This window comes from Streptomyces sp. NPDC006510 (assembly GCF_040611955.1).
Taxonomy (GTDB): domain Bacteria; phylum Actinomycetota; class Actinomycetes; order Streptomycetales; family Streptomycetaceae; genus Streptomyces.
Window position 1 is genome coordinate 23,331 of record NZ_JBEXPH010000068.1, and the last position, 18,778, is coordinate 42,108.

Sequence of the window (18,778 nt, forward strand, 5' to 3'; positions counted from 1 at the left end):
AAGCATCCCACCCAGAATGTGAGACCGGGAGACATCATGAGATTCGTACAAGTTATCGACTGCAAGACGGAGCGGTTCGAGGACATGGACCGTCTCATGGACCAGTGGGTCGAGCAGACCAGGGGCACCCGGACCGCCACTCACAGTCTCATCGGCAAGGACCGCTCCGACGGGTCGCACTATGTCGAGATCGTCGAATTCCCGTCGTACGAGGACGCGATGGCGAATTCCGGGCTGCCCGAGACCGAGCGGATCTTCCAGGAGATGGTGGCGCTCTGTGACGGGATGCCCACCTTCACCGACCTCGACGTGGTCCGCGACGAGCAGCTGAACCAGGCGCAGTCCCGCCGCTTCTTCCACGAGATCGCGGTCGGAGGCAATCTCGACGCCATCGACGAGGTGTTCGCGGCCGACTACATCGACCACGACATCGCGAAGACGGAACGAACCGTGGTCGGTTCCGAACAGCTGCGGAACAACGTCGCCGGATGGCGCGCCGCCTTCGACTTCACCCTCGACCTGGACCGGCAGATCTGCGAGGGCGACGACGTCGTGACGCTGTGGACCTGGACCGGTACCCACAAGGGCGAATTCAGGGGCATCGCCCCCACGGGCAGGCAGTGCGTCATGACCGGCACCACGATCTTCCGGTTCAAGGACGGCAGGATCCAGGAAGGCTGGTGGCACGAGGACCTCATGGGCCTGATGCGCGAGCTCGGCGCCCTCGACAGGGGCACGACACCCGCCTGAACGCCCGAAGGCCCCCTGTCCCACCGCTCGGCGGTGGGACAGGGGGCCTTCTGCGGCTGAGGCTGCGCGTCAGTGCGAGTGACCGTGACCGCCGTGGGCGGCCTCGGCCTCCTCCTCGGCCGGCTTCTCGACGACCAGGGTCTCGGTCGTGAGCAGCAGCGACGCGATGGACGCGGCGTTCTCCAGCGCGGAGCGGGTGACCTTGACCGGGTCGATGACGCCGGCCTTCACCAGGTCGCCGTACTCGCCGGTCGCGGCGTTGAAGCCCTGGCCCTTGTCGAGCTCGGAGACCTTCGAGGTGATGACGTAGCCCTCGAGGCCGGCGTTCTCGGCGATCCAGCGCAGCGGCTCGACCGCGGCGCGGCGCACGACCGCGACACCGGTGGCCTCGTCGCCGGTCTTGCCGAGGTTGCCCTCCAGGACCTTGACGGCGTGGACCAGAGCGGAGCCACCACCGGAGACGATGCCCTCCTCGACCGCGGCGCGGGTCGCGGAGATGGCGTCCTCCAGACGGTGCTTCTTCTCCTTGAGCTCCACCTCGGTGGCGGCGCCGACACGGATCACGCACACGCCGCCGGCCAGCTTCGCGAGGCGCTCCTGGAGCTTCTCGCGGTCCCAGTCGGAGTCCGTGGCGTCGATCTCGGCCTTGATCTGGTTGACCCGGCCCTTGACGTCGCCGGGCTCGCCGCCGCCGTCCACGATCGTCGTGTCGTCCTTGGAGACGGTGACGCGGCGGGCGGTGCCCAGCACGTCCAGACCGGCCTGGTCGAGCTTGAGGCCGACCTCCTCGGCGATGACGGTCGCACCGGTGAGGGTGGCGATGTCGCCGAGCATGGCCTTGCGGCGGTCACCGAAGCCCGGGGCCTTCACCGCGACGGCGTTGAAGGTGCCACGGATCTTGTTGACGACGAGGGTCGACAGCGCCTCGCCCTCGACGTCCTCGGCGATGATCAGCAGCGGCTTGGAGCCACCGGCCTGGATGACCTTCTCCAGCAGCGGGAGCAGCTCCTGGATCGAGCCGATCTTGCCCTGGTGGATCAGGATGTACGGGTCGTCGAGGACGGCCTCCATACGCTCCTGGTCGGTCACCATGTACGGGGACAGGTAGCCCTTGTCGAAGGCCATGCCCTCGGTGAAGTCGAGGTCCAGACCGAAGGTGTTGGACTCCTCGACGGTGATGACACCGTCCTTGCCGACCTTGTCCATCGCGTCCGCGATGAGCTCGCCGACCTGCGGGTCCTGCGCGGAGAGCGCGGCCACGGCGGCGATGTCGGTCTTGTCGTCGATCGGGCGGGCGGTCGCGAGGAGTTCCTCGGACACGGCCTTGACCGCGGCGTCGATGCCCTTCTTCAGGGCGGCCGGGGAGGCACCGGCGGCGACGTTGCGCAGACCCTCGCGGACGAGCGCCTGGGCCAGCACGGTGGCGGTGGTCGTACCGTCACCCGCGACGTCGTTGGTCTTGGTCGCCACCTCCTTCACCAGCTGGGCACCGAGGTTCTCGTACGGGTCGTCGAGCTCGACCTCGCGCGCGATGGTGACACCGTCGTTGGTGATGGTGGGAGCGCCGAACTTCTTGTCGATGACGACGTTGCGGCCCTTGGGGCCGATCGTCACCTTGACCGTGTCGGCAAGCTTGTTGACGCCGCGCTCAAGGGCGCGACGGGCGTCCTCGTCGAACTTCAGGATCTTCGCCATGGGAGCTGAGCTTTCCTCTCGAACGAACTGCGCCCCCGACCACCCGGCTGGTTATTCGCGGGGGCCAGGGGCGCAGAACAGAAGCAAACGTGGGTGAATTACTTCTCGACGATCGCGAGCACGTCGCGAGCCGAGAGGACGAGGTACTCCTCGCCGTTGTACTTCACCTCGGTGCCGCCGTACTTGCTGTACAGCACGACGTCGCCGGTGTTGACGTCGAGCGGAAGGCGCTCGCCGTTCTCGAAGCGGCCCGGGCCCACGGCCAGGACGACGCCCTCCTGGGGCTTCTCCTTGGCGGTGTCCGGAATGACCAGGCCGGAGGCCGTGGTCTGCTCGGCGTCGAGCGGCTGGACCACAATGCGGTCCTCGAGCGGCTTGATCGCAACCTTGGAGCTGGCGGTCGACACGATCCGGTCTCCCCCTTCGGAGATCTCACGGGGTAACAGTCTTTGGGTGGCGACCAGGTCGATCCGTCGTCGCGGGTGCCGGACCTGCCAGTCGCGCAGTACTGCTGGCACTCTCCAGTGGTGAGTGCCAGCACCGAGACTATGACCGGGATTAGCACTCGGTCAAGCGGAGTGCCAATTCAGGCGATCGTGGCGTCGCCTTCGCGCCGCTCCCCCGGTGCGAAACGCGACGACCGGGGCACGGTCCGGACAACAGTCCGGACAACATGGGGACAACGCACGGACGGACCGGACCGTTCCGTACGACCGTGTGGACATGACCCGACCTCGGTACGAGCAGCCGCACCCCGCGCCCCGGCGGTCCCCGCCCGCATCGCGTGCCGCGAACGGCTGCCTCGATGTGGTGCTCGGGCTGCTGCTGGTTCTCCTGGAGGGGCTGATCTGCGCGGTCACCGCCTTCCGGCTGGCCTTTTCGCGGTGGGCCCCCGACGGGCCGGAGACGACGGGCCCGCCGCCGATGGACTGGACACCCGTCCTCGTCTTCGGCGGGATCGCCGCGGTGATCTGTCTGTTCGCCGTCGTGCTGATCCGCGGCAACTGGCCCTGGGCGGGCGCGATCCAGTTGCTGGCAGCACTGGCGCTGTGCGTGGTGACGGTGCGGATCGGCCACGAGGACTACCGCCGCTCGCACCCGGCGCCCGCGCCCGCTCCCTCGTACGATCCCGGCCGGACCGGCCACCAGTGCCTCAGCGGCGGCGACAACCGGGAGTGCCTGGACTCCGGCGGCTGACGGCAGGAGATCACCACTGTCGACCCCGGCTCGCCGTGATCACCGTGCGCCGGCGCCGACGGGCCCGCCGCGGGCGTCCGCGGCGGGTGGTGCACCTTCTGCGCGGCCTTGCGGCCCAGCCGTTCGATCGGGTCCACCGACTGTGCGCAGCCGGTGGCGGTGAGGAGCGCACCGGCCGCCAGCAGTCCGGCCAGCAGCCGGTACGCCTTTCTCATACGTAGTCCTCCAGCCGGGCCACGGCGTACCCCCTGTCCGTGACGGTCCTCATGACCGCCCGGACCAGGTCGGCCATGCTGCCGCCCCATTCACCGCGCCCCCGGAAGTGCGTGAGGATGATGTCGCCCGGGTGCAGGTCCTCGTCCTCCTCGCGCCACTCCATGCGGTCCGGGAACGCCTCGGCGTTCCAGAGGGGCACGGCCCTGATCCCGCACGACTTCGCGATGCGGAGGGTGTCCCCGTTGTAGTTGCCGTACGGCGGGCGGAAGAGGATGGGCCGCTTCCCGAACCGCTTCTCGATGATGTCCTGCTCGTCGCAGATCTCGCGTTCCTGCTCGGCGTACGAAAGTCCGGGCAGATAGGGGTGGCCGAGCGTGTGGTTGTTGAGGGTGACGCCCAGCCGCTGCGCCTCGCCGAAGTACCCGTAGTTGTCGCTCACCTCGTAGTCGGTGAGGAACGCGCTGTACGGGATGTCCAGCTCGTCCATCATCTGCAACAGCTCGGGGTCCTTCTCGGAGCCGTCGTCCATCGTCAGGAAGACGACGCGGTCCTTGGTCGGGACGGTGGTGAAGACCGGTGGCAGCGAGTCGTCGCCGCCCTCCACCTCGAAGCCCCTGCGAGTGGTGATCCGCGGCTTCACGGCGGGCGGCGGCGGCGCGATCAGCGGCGTCTTGTCCAGCCCCCACTTCTTGGCGAGCGCCGCCCGCACGGCCGGGCTGAGCTCCGCGTTCTCATGGGCTCCGGCGGGTACGCGCACCTCGCCGGCGCGCCGTCCGGGGCCGCCCGGCTGACCGGCGGCGGGGTTCGAGCCAGGGTTCGCGCCCGCCTCCGCGCCCGGGTTCCCGGCGACGGGCAGGTCCCGGTGCTCGGTGTCGCCGCTCTGCCCGTCGGACCCGGAGGCGCAGCCGGAGCCGACCGCGGCGACCAGGAGTGCGGCCAGGACGGCGCAGGCGGGGCGGTGCCCGCCTGCGCCCCGCCCCCGTTCGGAATGAGGCGTGCCTGATTCACGCCATTTCGTGGTCATATTTTCCTTTTGTCGTACAAGCTGCATGGCGCCGCATACTGCCAGCACTCGATCGGCCTCCCGGCCCGACACCGCCGCCGGGCGGGCCGGTCTACCCGGCTGGCTCACAATGGGGCGGGTGAACGCTCTCGCCCCGAACGGCCCGTCCGCCGCCGACGACCGGTCCGACACCCCCGACCCGCTCGCCGCCTTCAGGGCCCTGCGCACCCCCGAGGGCGCCGCGCTGCTGGACGAGCTGCGGTCGTACGACCCCGCCCAGGAACTCGCCACCGCCACCCGGCTGCGCCGCGCCCACCCGGCCTCGCTGGTCTCGGCCGCTCTGGGGCAGGCGCGGCTGCGGCAGCGGGCGGTGGCGAAGTTCGGCGCCGAGGACGCGTACCGGATGTTCTTCACGCCGAACGGCGTCGAGCAGGCGACCCGTACGTCGGTGGCCACCCATCGCGCGCGGCGGTTCGCTGAGGCGGGCGGGGTGCGCGGCGTCGCGGACCTCTGCTGCGGGATCGGCGGCGACGCGATCGCGCTCGCGCGGGCGGGCATCTCCGTGCTCGCCGTGGACCGCGACCCGCTGACCGCCGAGGTGGCCCGAGCCAACGCCGCCGCGCTCGGGCTGGACGAGCTGATCGAGGTGCGGTGCGCCGATGTCGCCGACATCGACACCTCGCCCTACGACGCGGTCTTCGTCGACCCGGCCCGGCGCGGCGGCAGGGGCCGGATCTTCGACCCCGAGGCGTACTCGCCACCGCTCTCCTGGGCGACCGGTGCCGCGCTCGCGGCCCCCCGCGCCGCGCTGAAGATCGCTCCGGGCATCCCGCACGAGGCGATCCCGGCGCAGGCGGAGGCCGAGTGGATCTCGGACTGCGGCGACGTGAAGGAAGCGGTGCTCTGGTTCGGCGAGGGCTTCGCGGCCGGTTCGTACCGCGCCACCGTGCTCCCGGCCGGGGCCACCCTGTGGTCCGGGGCCCCGCTGCCCGCCCCGCCCGTCGGCCCGGTCGGCCGCTATCTGTACGAGCCGGACGGCGCCGTCATCCGCGCCCATCTGGTCGCCGACCTCGTCGCGCGGTGCGACGGCCGGCTGGTCGACGAGACCATCGCGTACATCACGAGCGACCGGCCGTACGAGTCCCCGTACACCTCCGGGTACGAGATCACCGACCAACTGCCGTTCAACATGAAGAAGCTGAAGGCCCTGTTGCGGGAGCGGAAGGTGGGCGTCCTGACCGTCAAGAAGCGCGGCTCGGCGGTCGAACCGGAGGAACTGCGCCGCAGGATGAAGCTCCAGGGGCCGAACTCCGCGACTGTCTTCCTGACTCGGGTGGCCGGAGCCCCGACGATGCTGATCGGCCACCCGCTGACCGGCCCGGCCTGACCGGCCGGGCGGGCGGCCGTCAGGCGAGGTCGGTCAGGTCCTCCGCGTACACCTGCGACAGCGGCTGAGGGCCCACGTACTGCTGGCAGTTGCACTGTCCGGACTCGAAGCGGACCGGCTTCCTGGTCTCGTCCCAGGCGGTCGGCACCTCGACCCGCTCATGACACTTGCCCTGCTTGTCGTGCTTGGCGAGATGGTGTGTGCAGCCGCAGACGGGTTCCGGCGGCCTGTTCGCCGCTTCGAGGGCCAGCCGTTCCTGCTTGGACACCTCAAGCAGTTCCAGCTTGCGGTCGTGCCGGTTGCGCAGTGCCGTACGGACGTTGTCGACGGCCCATCCGAAGCCGCCCGTCCAGAAGATGATGAGCACCCACCAGTACCACTCCATGTCGTCCTCCCCCGGCGTGACCCATGTGTCCCGTCAGGACAGGTCCGCGGTCAGCGGTGGGCGCCGCCCCCGACGGAGACGAGCGGCTCCCGAGCGGGTGCCCCGGCCAGTACGCGCAGCACCCAGCGGCGGTGGGCGAACGCCTTGACGAGGCCGATCAGTCCGACGATCCAGCCGATCAGCCCGAGCCCCATGACCAGGGCGGCCAGGCCGTAGGCGTTTCCGTCCAGCACGCCACTGGCCGGAACGGCGAAGCAGGCGTACAGCCCGGCCGCACAGAGCGCGAAGGACATCAGCAGCCAGGCGAGGGAGGCGCCCGGCATCCGCAGCGCCGCGTCGCGTGCCGGATCGCGGTCCAAGCCGCCCCAGGCGTCGAGCAGTCGGCGGATTCGGCGGTCCCGGCGAAGACCGATGACGACGAGGATGATCGCGGGCACCATGCAGCAGGCGCCCATGGCGGCGAGGATCACACCGATCCCGGCGCTGATGACGTCGTACGACTCCTCGAAGGTGATGAGCGCCGAGCTCACCAGCATCCAGCCGAACGCGCAGAGCGCTCCCCAGAGCCACAGCATTCCCAGCCGCCCCGGCGAGAGATGTGCTTTCACCAACTCGCCGAGCACCGCGGCCCGGTCGGCGAGCAGCGCCTCGCGGTCCGGCCAGGAGCGTATTTCCACGGGCGGTGGTGGTGGCGGCAGTTGTGCGCGGCGAGACATGGGCCAGACCTTACCGACCGCGCGCGCTCACCGGTTCAGGCGCTGCGCAGTGCCTCGATGTCCAGCTTCCGCATACCCATCATCGCCTTCATGGCCCGCTCGGCCTTGGCCGGGTCCGGGTCGGACAGCGCCTCCTCGAACCCGTGCGGCACGAGCTGCCAGGACAGGCCGTACTTGTCCTTGAGCCAGCCGCACTGCCCTTCCTCGCCGTCCGCGGTGAACTCGGCCCACAGGGCGTCCACCTCTTCCTGCGAGGCGCAGTCCACGGAGAGCGAGATCGCCTCGGTGAAGGGGAACTGCGGGCCGCCGTTGAGCGCGACGTACTCCTGGCCGGCCAGCCGGAACTCGACGGTCATGACCGATCCCGCCCGCCCCGGCACGGCCTCGTTGTAGTACGTCGTCCTCAGCACCTCCGAGTCGCCGCCGAAGACGGACACGTAGTAGTTCGCGGCTTCCTCGGCCTGGGTGTCGAACCACAGGAAGGTCTTGATCTTCTGCATGGTCTGCTCCTGTCGGGTGGGGCGGAAGTCGGGCGGGTGGTGCGGAAAGCTGTGCAGGGTGGACCCGCCCGGCGGCCGGAACTCATCGGTCGTCGCGGACCGGACGCCCCGCGCGGTCCAGGAGCATCGCCCGTTTCCGTTCGTTGCGGGTCGGCCCGGCCGCCCGTACGGACTCCGCCCACGCCTCGTCCGTTCCTTCCCCGCCTCTCACCCTTGCGTCGAACGGGACCCGGCCGGATCGACAGCTCCCTGGGAATTCTTCTGAGAATCTTCCGGCCCGGCCACCGGAGCGGTCTCCGGGGCGGCCTCCTGAACGGCCCCCGGAGCGGTCAGCGGGTCGGTCACCGGGGCAGTCGCCTGGTCGGTCGCCGCAGCGGTCCGCCCCCGTGCCGGGAGCAGCACCAGGGCCGTCAGTGCCGCGACCGCGAGCAGCCCGGCGCAGACCCAGAACGCGGCCGAGTACCCGGCCGCCAGGTCGGCCGGACGGCGCCCGTCGCCGGTGACCCGGGCGGCGACGGTGACCAGGACCGCGAGCCCCAGCGAGCCGCCCACCTGGCGGGCGCTGTTCAGCAGCCCGGAGGCCATGCCCGTCTCGTCGGGCGCCACATCGGTCGTGGCGGCCGTGCCGAGCGGTACGAAGCACATCCCGATGCCGACGCTGCAGACCAGGGACGGGCCGAGGATCGAGTACAGGAAACCGCCGTCCGCCCGCGCCGTCGCCGCGAATCCGGCCAGGCCGAGCCCCGCCAGGAAGCCGCCGAGCGCCAGCAGCCGTCCGGTGCCGAGCGCCGCGACCGTACGGGTTGCGACGAGCGAGCCGGCGACGACGCCCGCCGAGAACGGCAGGAAGGCGATACCGGCGGCGGTCGGCCCGTAGTCGAGGACCTGCTGCATGTACAGCGAGACGAAGTAGAAGGCGGCGAACTGCCCCGAGCTCAGCAGCAGGCAGAAGAGATTCGCGGTCAGCACCGGCCGCCCCGTCAGCAGCCCGGGACGGAGCAGCGGGGTACGGGTCCGCAGCTCGACGGCGACAAAGGCGATCAGCAGCAGCACGGCGGCGCCGAGCGTGCCCAGCGTCCGGGCCGACCCCCACGCGTCGGTCGAGGCGCGTACGAGTCCGAGGACCAGCAGCGTCGTCCCCGTGGTGGCCAGCAGCGCTCCCGTCACATCGAGCCGGGCCCCGGTCCGGGCCCGGCCGCCCCGCAGTCCGCTGCGCACGGCCCCCACCAGCGCGAAGCCCACGATCGGCACGTTCACCAGCATCACCGCGCGCCAGCCCAGCGCATCGGTGAGCACCCCGCCCGCGAGCACGCCGACCGCGCCGCCCGCCGCGCCCGCCATGCCCCACAGCCCCAAGGCGCGGGAACGGGCGGGCCCGGCCGGGAAGGCCAGCGCGATCAGCGCGAAGGCGACCGGGGCGAGCGCGGCGGCGCCGATCCCCTGCACCGCCCGCGCGGCGATCAGCCCGCCGGGCGACCGGACGAGCCCGCCGGCCAGGCTGGCCACGCCGAACAGCACCAGGCCCGCCGTCAGGACCTGACGGCTGCCGAGCAGGTCGGCGAGCCGCCCGCCGAGCATCAGCAGCCCGCCGAAGGCCAGCGCATAGGCGTTCACCACCCACAGCAGCCCCTGGGGCGTGAAGCCGAGATCGCTGCGCATGTCCGGCAGCGCGACGTTCACCACAGACATGTCCAACGCCACCATGAACTGCACGATGAGGGCCACCATCAGCAGCCAACGCGTATGCCGTGACTGTTCGTTCACGACTTCCCCTTCCTTCGCGGCCATCCGGTCGAAGAATTACTATACGCGTATAGAAATCAATGACGAGGAGGCCCCGGAAGGACCGGGAGCAGCGGAACGGGAGACAATGCCCGGGTGTCAGGGACAGAGAAGAAGCAGCCACCGGCGGAGAAGGTGCCCATAAAGAAGGCGCCTGCGAAGAAGCAGGCGCCGGCGAAACGATCCGTGGGGCGCCCGCGCAGGCTCGACCCGGACGCGATGGTCGCCACCGCGCGCCGCATCATCGAGGAAGAGGGCGTGGATGCCCTGAGCATGCGGCGGGTGGCGAAGGAGCTCGGCTCCACGCCGATGGCGCTCTACCACTACGTGCAGGACAAGGACGAGCTGCTGATGCTCACCCTGTCGGGCACCGCGGCCGCCTTCCCCCGCCCCGAGCTGCCCGAGGACCCGCGCGAGCGGCTGCTCGCCGTGGCCGTGCACCTGCACGGCATCCTGGCGCGGCTCCCATGGGTGCTGGACATCCTGGCGCTGGGCGAGCTGACCGACCGCAACGCGCTGTGGATGGTCGAGGAGATCATCGACTCGGCGCTTGCCTGCGGCCTCTCCCCCGCCCAGGCGGTACGCGCGTACCGGACGATCTGGAGTTACGTCTACGGCGACCTGATCTTCCGCCGGGCGGCCGAACGCCGCGCGCAGAACCCGTCGGGCAGGCGCTACTTCCCCGAGATGGTGACCGAACAGGACGCGGCGACACTGCCCCGGCTCGCCGCGCTCAGGGACGAGTGGCGCACGTACGCCGCCGACTACGAGGTGGCGGACGAGCTCGACGCGATCATCCGGGGGCTGATCGGCCGGGGGACCGCCACCGACAGGACCTAAGGGCTGTCGAGGGACCCCGTGGCCCCCAGCGACTCGAAGCGCCAGCGATGCACCGGGCGGGCGATCAACTCGGCGGCGGGTTCGGGGAGTTCGGGCAGCTCGTCGCCGTATGCCGCTTCCCACCAGGTGATGACCAGGACCCGGTCCTGCGGGGCGCGCAGCAGCTCGCGGCGGAGCGGCTCGCGGGCCAGCTCGGCCGAGCGGGCCCGCGCCCACTCCAGGAGTTCGGCGCCCCGGCCGCCGGTGGCGCGGGCCTCCCACATGAGGGCAACGGTCATGAGTAGAGGTTGTCCTTGCTGATCTCGTGGACGTGGTCGTGGTCATGCGCATGGGCGCCCGGTACGTGGGTGTCGGTGACCGGCAGCGACGAGTCCGCGGACAGCTCCAGGTCCGAGGCCGGCCGGTTCCGGGCCACCATCTCCGCGCCCAGCGCCGCGACCATCGCGCCGTTGTCCGTGCACAGCCCGGGGCGCGGCACCCGCAGCCGGATGCCGGCCCGCTCGCACCGGTCCTCGGCCAGCGCCCGCAGCCGCGAGTTGGCCGCGACACCGCCGCCGATCATCAGGTGGTCGACGCCCTCGTCCTTGCAGGCCCGGACGGCCTTGCGGGTGAGCACGTCCACCACGGCCTCCTGGAAGGACGCCGCCACGTCCCGTACCGGCACCTCCTCGCCCGCCGCCCGCTTGGCCTCGATCCAGCGGGCCACCGAGGTCTTCAGGCCGGAGAAGGAGAAGTCGTAGGCGGGGTCGCGCGAGCCGGTCAGACCACGCGGGAACGCGATCGCCCTCGGGTCGCCCTCCTTCGCCAGCCGGTCGATGACCGGGCCGCCGGGGAAGCCGAGGTCCAGCACCCGGGCGATCTTGTCGAAGGCCTCGCCCGCCGCGTCGTCGATGGTCGCGCCGAGCGGCCGTACGTCGGCGGTGATGTCCGGCGCGAGCAGCAGCGAGGAGTGGCCGCCGCTGACCAGCAGCGCCATCGTCGGCTCGGGCAGCGGGCCGTGCTCCAGCTGGTCCACGCAGATGTGCGAGGCGAGGTGGTTCACCCCGTAGAGCGGCTTGTTCAGCGCGTACGCGTACGCCTTCGCCGCCGATACGCCGACCAGCAGCGCGCCCGCGAGCCCGGGGCCCGCGGTGACGGAGATGCCGTCGAGGTCGCGGGCGCTGATCCCGGCCTCCTTCAGGGCGCGCTCGATGGTGGGGACCATCGCCTCCAGATGCGCGCGGGAGGCGATCTCCGGGACGACGCCGCCGAAGCGGGCGTGGGTGTCGACGCTGGACGCGACGGCGTCGGCGAGCAGTGTCGTACCCCGGACGATGCCGACGCCGGTCTCGTCGCAGGAGGTCTCGATGCCGAGTACGAGCGGTTCGTCAGCCATCAGTCAGTCTCTGTTTCCTGTACGTGTTCTGGCACGTGTTCTTGTACGTGGAGGCGCATGACGAGTGCGTCGACGTTGCCCGGCTGGTAGTAGGCGCGACGGAAGCCGATCGGCTCGAAGCCGAAGCGTTCGTACAGCTTCTGCGCCCGGGTGTTGTCGACGCGGACTTCGAGGAGCACCTCGGCGCACTCGAAGGCCGTGGCGTGCTTCAGCAGGTCGGTGAGGAGTACGGAGCCGAGGCCGCCGCCCCAGTGGCCGCGGGTGACCCCGATCGTCTGTACGTCGGCGAGGTCGCCGGCCGCGGCGAGCCCCGCGTAGCCGACGATCCGGCCGGTGGCGGGGTCCTCGGCGACGACGTAGCGGCGGGTGGCCCGCGGGCCGCGGGAGTGCGCCAGCTCGGACCAGAACATGCCGGCCGACCAGGCGTCGTCCGGGAACAGCTCGTGTTCGAGCTCCAGCACCGGATCGATGTCCCACCAGCGCATCTCGCGCAGAACGGCAGTCGTGGTCGTCACTTCGGGGTGACCACCTTGTAGTTCTTCGGCACCTGGGCGTCGGGCCTGCGGAGGTAGAGCGGCTGCGGCGGCAGCAGCTCCGCGCCCGCGGCGAGCCGCTCGGCGGCGAGGGCGGCCAGCGCACCGGCACCGACGTGCTCGGGCTCCCGGGCGTCCGGGAACGCCTCGGGGTAGAGCACCGCGCCCGCGCCGACGACGGGCAGTCCGGCGAGCTGTTCGGCGATGTCGGCGGGCCGGTCGACGGCGGGCCCGGCGACCCGGGTGCGCGGGTCGTCGTACCTCGCCCAGTAGACCTCCTTGCGGCGGGCGTCCGTGGCGACGGCGAACGGGCCTTCCAGGCCCTTCTGCCCGGCGGCGTACGCGAGTCCGTCCAGGGTGCACAGCCCGTGCACGGGTACGGCGAGGGCGGAACCGAAGGTCGCGGCGGTGACCAGACCGACCCGGAGCCCGGTGTACGGTCCGGGGCCGACGCCGACGACCACGTCCGTCACGGCGTCGAGTTTCACCCCGGCCTCGGCGAGGACCCGGTCGACGGCGGGCAGCAGCAGCTCCCCGTGCCTTCGGGCGTCGACCTGTCCGGACTCGGCGACGACGGAGGTCCCGTCATGGAGGGCGACGGTGACGGCGGGGGTGGCGGTATCCACGGCGAGCAAGAGCACGCAAACAGCCTACGGCTCCGCCGACGGGGGCACGGCGCCCGTACGGCGTCCCGGCACGACCGGCCCCGGCTGCTACCGTCACCGTGCACACGCGGGTACGAAGTAAACGCTAAACGCTTGTACGACATACGGAAGCGAAAGGGGCGCGCACGGTGTCTAGGGGCAGCTCGGGAATCGTGGCCGGGCTCACTGCGGCGGCGCTCGTCGCGGTCGGCGTCCTGGCCTTCCAGGCATCGGCGAACGCCCCCGACAACCTCGCGGCCCCCAAACCGAAGGCGTCCAGCAGCGCCACCGCCACCGAGCACGCCAAGCCGAAGGAGAAGTCGCGCCCGACCGCGCTCCCCGCGGGCTCCGGCACCGGGAAGCGGGTCGTGTACGCCCTGGCCGACCGCCGGGTGTGGCTCGTCGACGCGGCCGGCGAGGTGACCCGGACGTTCGAGGTCATGCCGAGCACGCTGAATCCGCTGCCCGGCAGCTACCAGGTGAACACCCCGCGCTCGGGAGCCCCCACCAAGGGCTCGGACGGCGTGATGATCGAGCACGTGGTGCGGTTCGCGATGGTGGACAACATCGCCGTGGGATTCAGCGCGGCGGTGGACGGCTCGATGCAGAGCCCGGACCCGACGCTGAAGACGGGTGGCGTGCGGATGTCCCGGGCCGACGGGGACGCGATGTGGGACTTCGCGATGGTGGGCACGAAGGTGGTCGTCGTCCCGTAGGACGCCCCCGGCGGCCCGTTCACCCGGACCGCCGTTTCACCCCGACCGTCGTTTCATCCTGCCCGTCGTTCGAGGTCGGACCCGGAACGGGGCGCGGGGGCGGCGGCCTGGGCTTCGTCGCCTTCGTTCTCGCCTTCACCTTCGCTCTCGTCCGCGGACGGGGGCGGCGTGGAGACCGCCGTGGCCGCGGCACAGGCCGCCAGCAGGTCCTTCATCGATGGCGGCGGCGGCACTTCATGTTCGGCGGACGTCGTCATGGATGCCTCCTGAGGCTCCGGTGGAAGGCGTGGTTAGGCAGACCTAACCAGCTCTCGCCATCCATGTGACCACGCCCGCACCGCCCGGCGCAACAATTTACCGACAGCCTGTCGGAACCCGGCCCCGCGCTCAGACCTCGCGCAGTCCCGCCCAGCGCGCGCCGATCCCGACCAGCGTCACCTCGCGCCGTTCGTCGTCCGTGTCGCCGACCGCGCGGTCGATCACCACCCGCAGCCGGTCGTCGGACAGCTCCTCGACCTTGCCGTCGCCCCACTCCACGACCACCACCGACTCCGGCAGCGACACATCGAGGTCCAGGTCCTCCATCTCGTCGAGCCCGCCGCCCAGGCGGTACGCGTCGACGTGGACCAGCGCCGGACCACCGGTCAGCGACGGGTGGACGCGGGCGATCACGAAGGTGGGCGAGGTGACCGCGCCGCGCACGCCGAGGCCCTCGCCGAGGCCCCGGGTCAGCGTCGTCTTCCCGGCGCCGAGCTCGCCGGAGAGCATCACCAGATCGCCGGGCCGCAGGATCCCGGCGATCCGGCGGCCCAGCTCCTGCATCTGTTCGGGGGACTCGACGGCCAGGCTCACGGTGACGGTGACCGGCGCGGCGCCCTCGACGGCCTCAGCCGCCAGGCTGTTGTGCGGTGCTTCCATGTCCGCCAACGTTAGCCGCTGCCGGCACGGCTCCGACGCGTACCAGCAGGTCCGCCAGCCGGTCCGTGACCGTCTCGGGGTGCTCCAGCATCACCAGGTGGCCCCCGTCCGGGACGATGACCAGCTCCGCGTCCGGGAGCTCGTCCGCGATGGTCTCGCTGTGCGAGCTGGGCGTCACCAGGTCCTTGTCGCCCGCCAGGATCAGCACCGGAACGCCCCGGAAGGCGGGCAGTGCGCCGCTCTTGTCGTGTTCGGTGAAGGCCGGATAGAACTCGGCGACCACATCGATCGGGGTGGACTCGATGAGCCGCTCGGCGAACCGCTCGACCGCCGGATCGACGTCCCGCGAACCGAACGAGTACCGCTTGATCAGCCCGGCGAAGAGATCGGCGGTCGCCCGACGGCCCCGTTCCACCAGCTCGGCCTGGGAGCCGAGCGCCCTGAGCACCCCGGGCAGCACCCGCCGCACCGCGTTCACGCCCGCGACCGGCAGCCCGAAGCTGACCTCGCCGAGCTTCCCGCTCGATGTGCCGACGAAGGCGACGGCGGCCACCCGGTCCCGGATCAGCGCGGGGAACTGGTCGGCGAGCGCCATCATCGTCATGCCGCCCATCGAGTGCCCCACGAGCACCAGCCGTCCCTCGGGAGCCGCCGCCTCGATCACGGCCATCAGGTCGCGGCCGAGCTGGTCGATGCCGACGGTGACGCCCTGCGCGTGGGCCCGGCCCCGCTCGGAGCGGCCGTGGCTGCGCTGGTCCCAGTGGACGGTGCGGACCAGACCGCGCAGCGCCGCCCGCTGGAAGTGCCAGGAGTCCTGGTTCAGGCAGTAGCCGTGGCTGAAGACCACGGTGACGGGCGCGGGTGCCTTGCGGCCGAAGAGTCTGCGGCGGCGCGTGCCGGGGCCCGCGGCGTCGCCGCCGCTGCCCGGGTCGGTCCCGGCGCCGCCGTCCGGTTCGACCTCGTCGACCTCGTAGTACAGCTCGGTGCCGTCGTCGGCCGTGGCCCGGCCCGGCAGTCCGCGCAGCGAGCCGTACGGCCCGGTGGCGTCCAGCGCCAGCCTGGCCCGCCTGCGCATGCCCCGGCCGACGGTGAGCCGCTCGACCGCGACACCGGCGGCCGCGCCCGCCGCGATCACGCCTATGGCGGCTCCGGCGATACCTGCCCGGCGCCAGCCGACCGCCGTAGCAGCCGTCGTCACCGCGTCCCCCGCGCTGATCTCGCTCACCGTGCCGCGCTCCTCGTCGGTCGTATCCGTCAGGTCAGGGCCGGTCCGTTCCGGTCGTGATCCGATCGTGCCTGGTCAGCGGCGCACGATCGGTCAGGACTCGGCCGGGGTCGCATGCAGATGCACACGCGGTACGCGGGTGCCGATCCGGGTGACGATCTCGTACGCGATCGTGTCGGCGGCCCGCGCCCAGTCCTCGGCGCTCGGCTCGCCCCGGTCCCCCGGGCCGAAGAGCACCGCCTCGCTGCCCACCTCGATCTCGTCCCCGTCGAGGTCGACGACGAACTGGTCCATGGCCACCCGGCCGGCGATCCGCCGGGTGACGCCGCCGACCAGGACGGGCGCCCGGCCGGAGGCGTGGCGCGGGATCCCGTCCGCGTAGCCGACCGGCACCAGGCCCAGGGTGGTCTCGGCGGAGGTCGTGTAGTGGTGGCCGTAGCTGATCCCGTGACCGGCCGGCACCTGCTTGACCAGGGCGACCGAGGCGATGAGCGTCATCACCGGGCGCAGCCCGAAGTCGGCCGGGGTGCCCAGCTCGGGGCTGGGCGAGATGCCGTACATCGCGATCCCGGTCCGTACCAGGTCGAAGTGGGCCTCGGGGATCGTCAGCGTCGCCGGGGAGTTGGCCATGTGGCGCACCTCGGGTTCGACGCCCGCCTTCTCCGCGTACGCCACCAGGTCCCGGAACACGGCCAGCTGGGCGGCGATGGAGGGGTGGCCGGGTTCGTCGGCGCAGGCGAAGTGGGACCACAGGCCGGTGATCCTGACGGTGCCCGTGTCCTCGGCGGCCCGGGCGGCGGCGACCAGCTCCGGCCAGTCGGCGGGCTGGCAGCCGTTGCGCCCGAGGCCGGTGTCGGCCTTGAGCTGGATCCGGGCCGGAACGCCCGCCTCCGTGGCCGCGGTAACGACCTCGCGCAGGGCCCACATCCCGCTCACCGACACATCGATGTCGGCCTCGATCGCCTCGCGCCAGGGGCCGCCCGGGGTCCACAGCCAGCACATCACCCGGCCGCCGAGCCCGGCGGCCCGCAGGGCGAGCGCCTCCTGCGGCGTCGCGGTGCCCAGCCAGGTCGCCCCGGCCTCCAGTGCGGCGCGGGCGCAGGGCACCGCCCCGTGCCCGTACGCGTCGGATTTGACGACGGCCATGAGTTGCGCGCCCGCCGCCCGCGCGCGCAGCACACGCACATTGGCGCGCAATGCGGCGAGGTCGATCTCGGCACGGGCTCTCAAGGACGCTGTCTCGTTCATCGCGCCCAGTCTCTCAGAGGCGCGGGACGGGGCCCTCGGGCGGCGGGGCGGAAGGGGCCCGGCCCAGTCGGCGTCCGCCCGGTGACGGGTGTGCACCTCAGTGATGACGCAGCTCGTGTTCCAGATGGTCGACGATGACCGGGACATGGCTGTGGGGTACGTCCTTGACCGCCGTGACCAGGGTCACCGGACCGCCCGCCCGGACGAGTTCGACCAGTTCCCGGACGGCCGCGGTGTGGACGGGGTCGGTCAGTTCGGTGCGGTAGCGGTCGACGAACTCGTCGTAGCGGGTGGCGGTGCGGTCCTCGTGGTACCAGTCGCGGAGCTCGTTCGACGGGGTGATGTCCTTGAGCCACTTGTCGATCGCGGCCCGTTCCTTGGACTCGCCGCGCGGCCAGAGCCGGTCGACGAGGACGCGGGTGCCGTCGTCGTCCTCCTTGGGCTCGTACACCCGGCGCACCCGCACATCGCTGCTGCTGCCCACGATTCCGCCCTCCTGTCGGCCGCGGTCGGTCCCTGCCTGCGCCCAGGATCACTCAGGCCCGGACGTCCCGCCACGCCTCCGGGATCGCCTCCGCGACGTCCTGTGCGGCGACGGGCGAGCCGTCGGAGGCGTGGCGGGCGGCGAGTCCGTGCAGATGGGCACCGGCCGACGCGGCGTCACGCGGGGCGAGGCCCGCGGCGAGCAGCGAGCCGGTCAGTCCGGAGAGGACATCGCCGCTGCCGGCCGTGGCCAGCCAGGAGGTGCCGGTCGGATTGACCCGTACGGGGGTGCTCCGGTCCTCGGTGGCGACCAGGGTCGTCGACCCCTTGAGCAGGACCGTGGCGCGGAAACGGGCGGCCAGTTCCCGTACGGCGGCGAGCCGCCCCGCCTCGACCTCCTCGCGCGGGACGCCGAGCAGCGCGGCGGCCTCACCGGCGTGCGGGGTGAGGACGGTCGGCGCGGTGCGCGCGCGTACGGCGGTGGCGTCGAGCAGCCGCAGCCCGTCCGCGTCGACGAGCACCGCGACATCCGCCGCCAGCACGTCCCGGACCGCCTCGGCGGCCTCCGTGCCGTCACCGAGTCCGGGCCCGACGACCCAGGCCTGCACCCGCCCCGCCTTCGACGGCGGCCCCGCGTGGACCAGCGTCTCGGGATGACGGGCGATCACCGCGTCCGCGCCCGGACCGACGTACCGCACGGCCCCCGCGCCGCCCCGCAGCGCCCCGGAGACGGCCAGGACCGCCGCCCCCGGGTACCGCGCGGAACCGGCGACGATGCCGACGACACCGCGCCGGTACTTGTCGCTCTCGTCGCCGGGGACGGGCAGCAGCGCGGCGACGTCCGCGTACTGGAGCACTTCCAGGTCGGGCACGCCGGGCAGTTCGGGCCCGAGCCCGATGTCGACGAGGTGCAGCGCGCCGGCCCGTCCGGCGGCCGGGTCGATGAGCAGGCCCGGCTTGTACGTGCCGAAGGTGACGGTCGCGTCGGCGCGCACCGCGTCGCCGAGCACCTCGCCGGTGTCGGCCTCGACCCCGCTGGGCAGGTCGACGGCGACGAGGGGCGCACCGGTCGCCGCGAAGGCCCGCACCAGCTCGGCGGCGCCCGGACGCAGCCCGCCCCGGCCGCCGATGCCGGTGATCCCGTCCACCACGAGGTCGATGTGGC

General features: G+C 72.0%; 22 protein-coding genes and 1 pseudogene. 5 read left to right on the forward strand and 18 right to left on the reverse strand.

Features of this window, described 5'->3' with window-relative positions; genetic code table 11:
* Positions 1-36: 36 nt before the first annotated feature.
* Positions 37-750, forward strand: a complete 714-nt coding sequence (locus ABZY11_RS21250; protein ID WP_356480621.1) for an ester cyclase — start codon at positions 37-39, stop codon at positions 748-750.
* 69 nt (positions 751-819) lie between these two features.
* Here the strand turns inward: ABZY11_RS21250 and groL are convergent, their stop codons facing one another.
* Both groL and groES read right to left on the reverse strand, forming a co-directional pair.
* Positions 820-2,445 carry a chaperonin GroEL gene (gene groL / locus ABZY11_RS21255; RefSeq protein ID WP_356480622.1) on the reverse strand — a complete coding sequence of 542 codons (1,626 nt, stop codon included), beginning with the start codon at positions 2,443-2,445 and terminating at the stop codon, positions 820-822.
* A gap of 98 nt (positions 2,446-2,543) precedes the next feature.
* Positions 2,544-2,852 carry a co-chaperone GroES gene (groES, locus tag ABZY11_RS21260; RefSeq protein WP_351785952.1) on the reverse strand — a complete coding sequence of 103 codons (309 nt, stop codon included), beginning with the start codon at positions 2,850-2,852 and terminating at the stop codon, positions 2,544-2,546.
* 316 nt (positions 2,853-3,168) lie between these two features.
* Here groES and ABZY11_RS21265 point away from each other — a divergent pair, with 316 nt between their 5' ends.
* Positions 3,169-3,642: a DUF6234 family protein gene (locus ABZY11_RS21265; RefSeq protein WP_356480623.1), complete on the forward strand. Its 474-nt coding sequence runs from the start codon at positions 3,169-3,171 to the stop codon at positions 3,640-3,642.
* A gap of 92 nt (positions 3,643-3,734) precedes the next feature.
* Here the strand turns inward: ABZY11_RS21265 and ABZY11_RS21270 are convergent.
* Together ABZY11_RS21270 and ABZY11_RS21275 are read right to left on the reverse strand one after the other, a co-directional pair.
* Positions 3,735-3,857: pseudogene (locus ABZY11_RS21270) on the reverse strand (polysaccharide deacetylase family protein); the annotation flags it as partial.
* Positions 3,854-4,882 carry a polysaccharide deacetylase family protein gene (locus ABZY11_RS21275; protein ID WP_356480624.1) on the reverse strand — a complete coding sequence of 343 codons (1,029 nt, stop codon included), beginning with the start codon at positions 4,880-4,882 and terminating at the stop codon, positions 3,854-3,856. The pseudogene ABZY11_RS21270 and the gene ABZY11_RS21275, both read right to left, overlap by 4 nt.
* Positions 4,883-4,991: 109 nt before the next feature.
* Here ABZY11_RS21275 and ABZY11_RS21280 point away from each other — a divergent pair, with 109 nt between their 5' ends.
* Positions 4,992-6,248, forward strand: coding sequence for a methyltransferase domain-containing protein (locus tag ABZY11_RS21280; RefSeq protein ID WP_356480640.1), 1,257 nt, complete (start codon positions 4,992-4,994; stop codon positions 6,246-6,248).
* A gap of 19 nt (positions 6,249-6,267) precedes the next feature.
* On the opposite strand, the gene ABZY11_RS21285 is transcribed toward ABZY11_RS21280, so the two are convergent.
* From ABZY11_RS21285 to ABZY11_RS21300, 4 genes are all read right to left on the reverse strand, one after another.
* Complete coding sequence (locus ABZY11_RS21285) at positions 6,268-6,633, reverse strand: hypothetical protein (protein WP_356480625.1); 366 nt, start codon at positions 6,631-6,633, stop codon at positions 6,268-6,270.
* A 50-nt stretch (positions 6,634-6,683) separates the two neighbouring features.
* On the reverse strand, positions 6,684-7,349 hold the full coding sequence (locus ABZY11_RS21290) for a hypothetical protein (RefSeq protein ID WP_356480626.1): 666 nt from the start codon (positions 7,347-7,349) through the stop codon (positions 6,684-6,686).
* A gap of 35 nt (positions 7,350-7,384) precedes the next feature.
* Complete coding sequence (locus tag ABZY11_RS21295; protein WP_356480627.1) at positions 7,385-7,849, reverse strand: VOC family protein; 465 nt, start codon at positions 7,847-7,849, stop codon at positions 7,385-7,387.
* Positions 7,850-8,056: 207 nt separating this feature from the next.
* Positions 8,057-9,577 (reverse strand): MFS transporter, encoded by a 1,521-nt coding sequence (locus tag ABZY11_RS21300; RefSeq protein ID WP_356480641.1) that lies wholly within the window; start codon positions 9,575-9,577, stop codon positions 8,057-8,059.
* A 189-nt stretch (positions 9,578-9,766) separates the two neighbouring features.
* On the opposite strand from ABZY11_RS21300, the gene ABZY11_RS21305 reads away from it, so the two are divergent.
* Positions 9,767-10,471, forward strand: a complete 705-nt coding sequence (locus ABZY11_RS21305) for a TetR/AcrR family transcriptional regulator (protein ID WP_356480642.1) — start codon at positions 9,767-9,769, stop codon at positions 10,469-10,471.
* Here ABZY11_RS21305 and ABZY11_RS21310 read toward each other — a convergent pair.
* Genes ABZY11_RS21310 through tsaB form a run of 4 tightly spaced genes read right to left on the reverse strand, consistent with a single transcriptional unit; the run spans position 10,468 to position 13,020 of the window.
* Entirely contained in the window at positions 10,468-10,749 is a 282-nt protein-coding gene (locus tag ABZY11_RS21310; RefSeq protein ID WP_356480628.1) for a hypothetical protein, read from the reverse strand. The two genes, ABZY11_RS21305 and ABZY11_RS21310, sit on opposite strands and share 4 nt — an antisense overlap.
* Positions 10,746-11,846, reverse strand: a complete 1,101-nt coding sequence (tsaD, locus tag ABZY11_RS21315; RefSeq protein ID WP_356480629.1) for a tRNA (adenosine(37)-N6)-threonylcarbamoyltransferase complex transferase subunit TsaD — start codon at positions 11,844-11,846, stop codon at positions 10,746-10,748. The genes ABZY11_RS21310 and tsaD overlap by 4 nt, the downstream gene beginning before the upstream one ends.
* Positions 11,846-12,361, reverse strand: a complete 516-nt coding sequence (rimI, locus tag ABZY11_RS21320; protein WP_356480630.1) for a ribosomal protein S18-alanine N-acetyltransferase — start codon at positions 12,359-12,361, stop codon at positions 11,846-11,848. The genes tsaD and rimI overlap by 1 nt, the downstream gene beginning before the upstream one ends.
* Positions 12,358-13,020 (reverse strand): tRNA (adenosine(37)-N6)-threonylcarbamoyltransferase complex dimerization subunit type 1 TsaB, encoded by a 663-nt coding sequence (gene tsaB, locus ABZY11_RS21325; protein ID WP_356480631.1) that lies wholly within the window; start codon positions 13,018-13,020, stop codon positions 12,358-12,360. The genes rimI and tsaB overlap by 4 nt, the downstream gene beginning before the upstream one ends.
* Before the next feature lie 152 nt (positions 13,021-13,172).
* On the opposite strand from tsaB, the gene ABZY11_RS21330 reads away from it, so the two are divergent.
* Entirely contained in the window at positions 13,173-13,739 is a 567-nt protein-coding gene (locus ABZY11_RS21330) for a hypothetical protein (protein ID WP_356480632.1), read from the forward strand.
* A gap of 53 nt (positions 13,740-13,792) precedes the next feature.
* On the opposite strand, the gene ABZY11_RS21335 is transcribed toward ABZY11_RS21330, so the two are convergent.
* The 6 genes from ABZY11_RS21335 to ABZY11_RS21360 form a co-directional block, all read right to left on the reverse strand.
* The gene (locus tag ABZY11_RS21335) at positions 13,793-13,996 is read right to left on the reverse strand and encodes a hypothetical protein (RefSeq protein ID WP_356480633.1); all 204 of its coding nucleotides are present in this window, start codon (positions 13,994-13,996) and stop codon (positions 13,793-13,795) included.
* A 130-nt stretch (positions 13,997-14,126) separates the two neighbouring features.
* A complete protein-coding gene (gene tsaE / locus ABZY11_RS21340; RefSeq protein ID WP_356480634.1) occupies positions 14,127-14,657 on the reverse strand; it encodes a tRNA (adenosine(37)-N6)-threonylcarbamoyltransferase complex ATPase subunit type 1 TsaE in 531 nt (176 codons plus the stop codon).
* On the reverse strand, positions 14,626-15,882 hold the full coding sequence (locus ABZY11_RS21345; protein ID WP_356480635.1) for an alpha/beta hydrolase: 1,257 nt from the start codon (positions 15,880-15,882) through the stop codon (positions 14,626-14,628). Before ABZY11_RS21345 ends, tsaE begins: the two co-directional genes overlap by 32 nt.
* 93 nt (positions 15,883-15,975) lie before the next feature.
* Positions 15,976-17,130: an alanine racemase gene (alr, locus tag ABZY11_RS21350; RefSeq protein WP_356480636.1), complete on the reverse strand. Its 1,155-nt coding sequence runs from the start codon at positions 17,128-17,130 to the stop codon at positions 15,976-15,978.
* Positions 17,131-17,227: 97 nt separating this feature from the next.
* Entirely contained in the window at positions 17,228-17,614 is a 387-nt protein-coding gene (locus ABZY11_RS21355; protein ID WP_356480637.1) for a DUF488 family protein, read from the reverse strand.
* A 52-nt stretch (positions 17,615-17,666) separates the two neighbouring features.
* A partial coding sequence (locus ABZY11_RS21360; protein WP_356480638.1) for an NAD(P)H-hydrate dehydratase occupies positions 17,667-18,778 on the reverse strand: 1,112 nt, incomplete at its 5' end.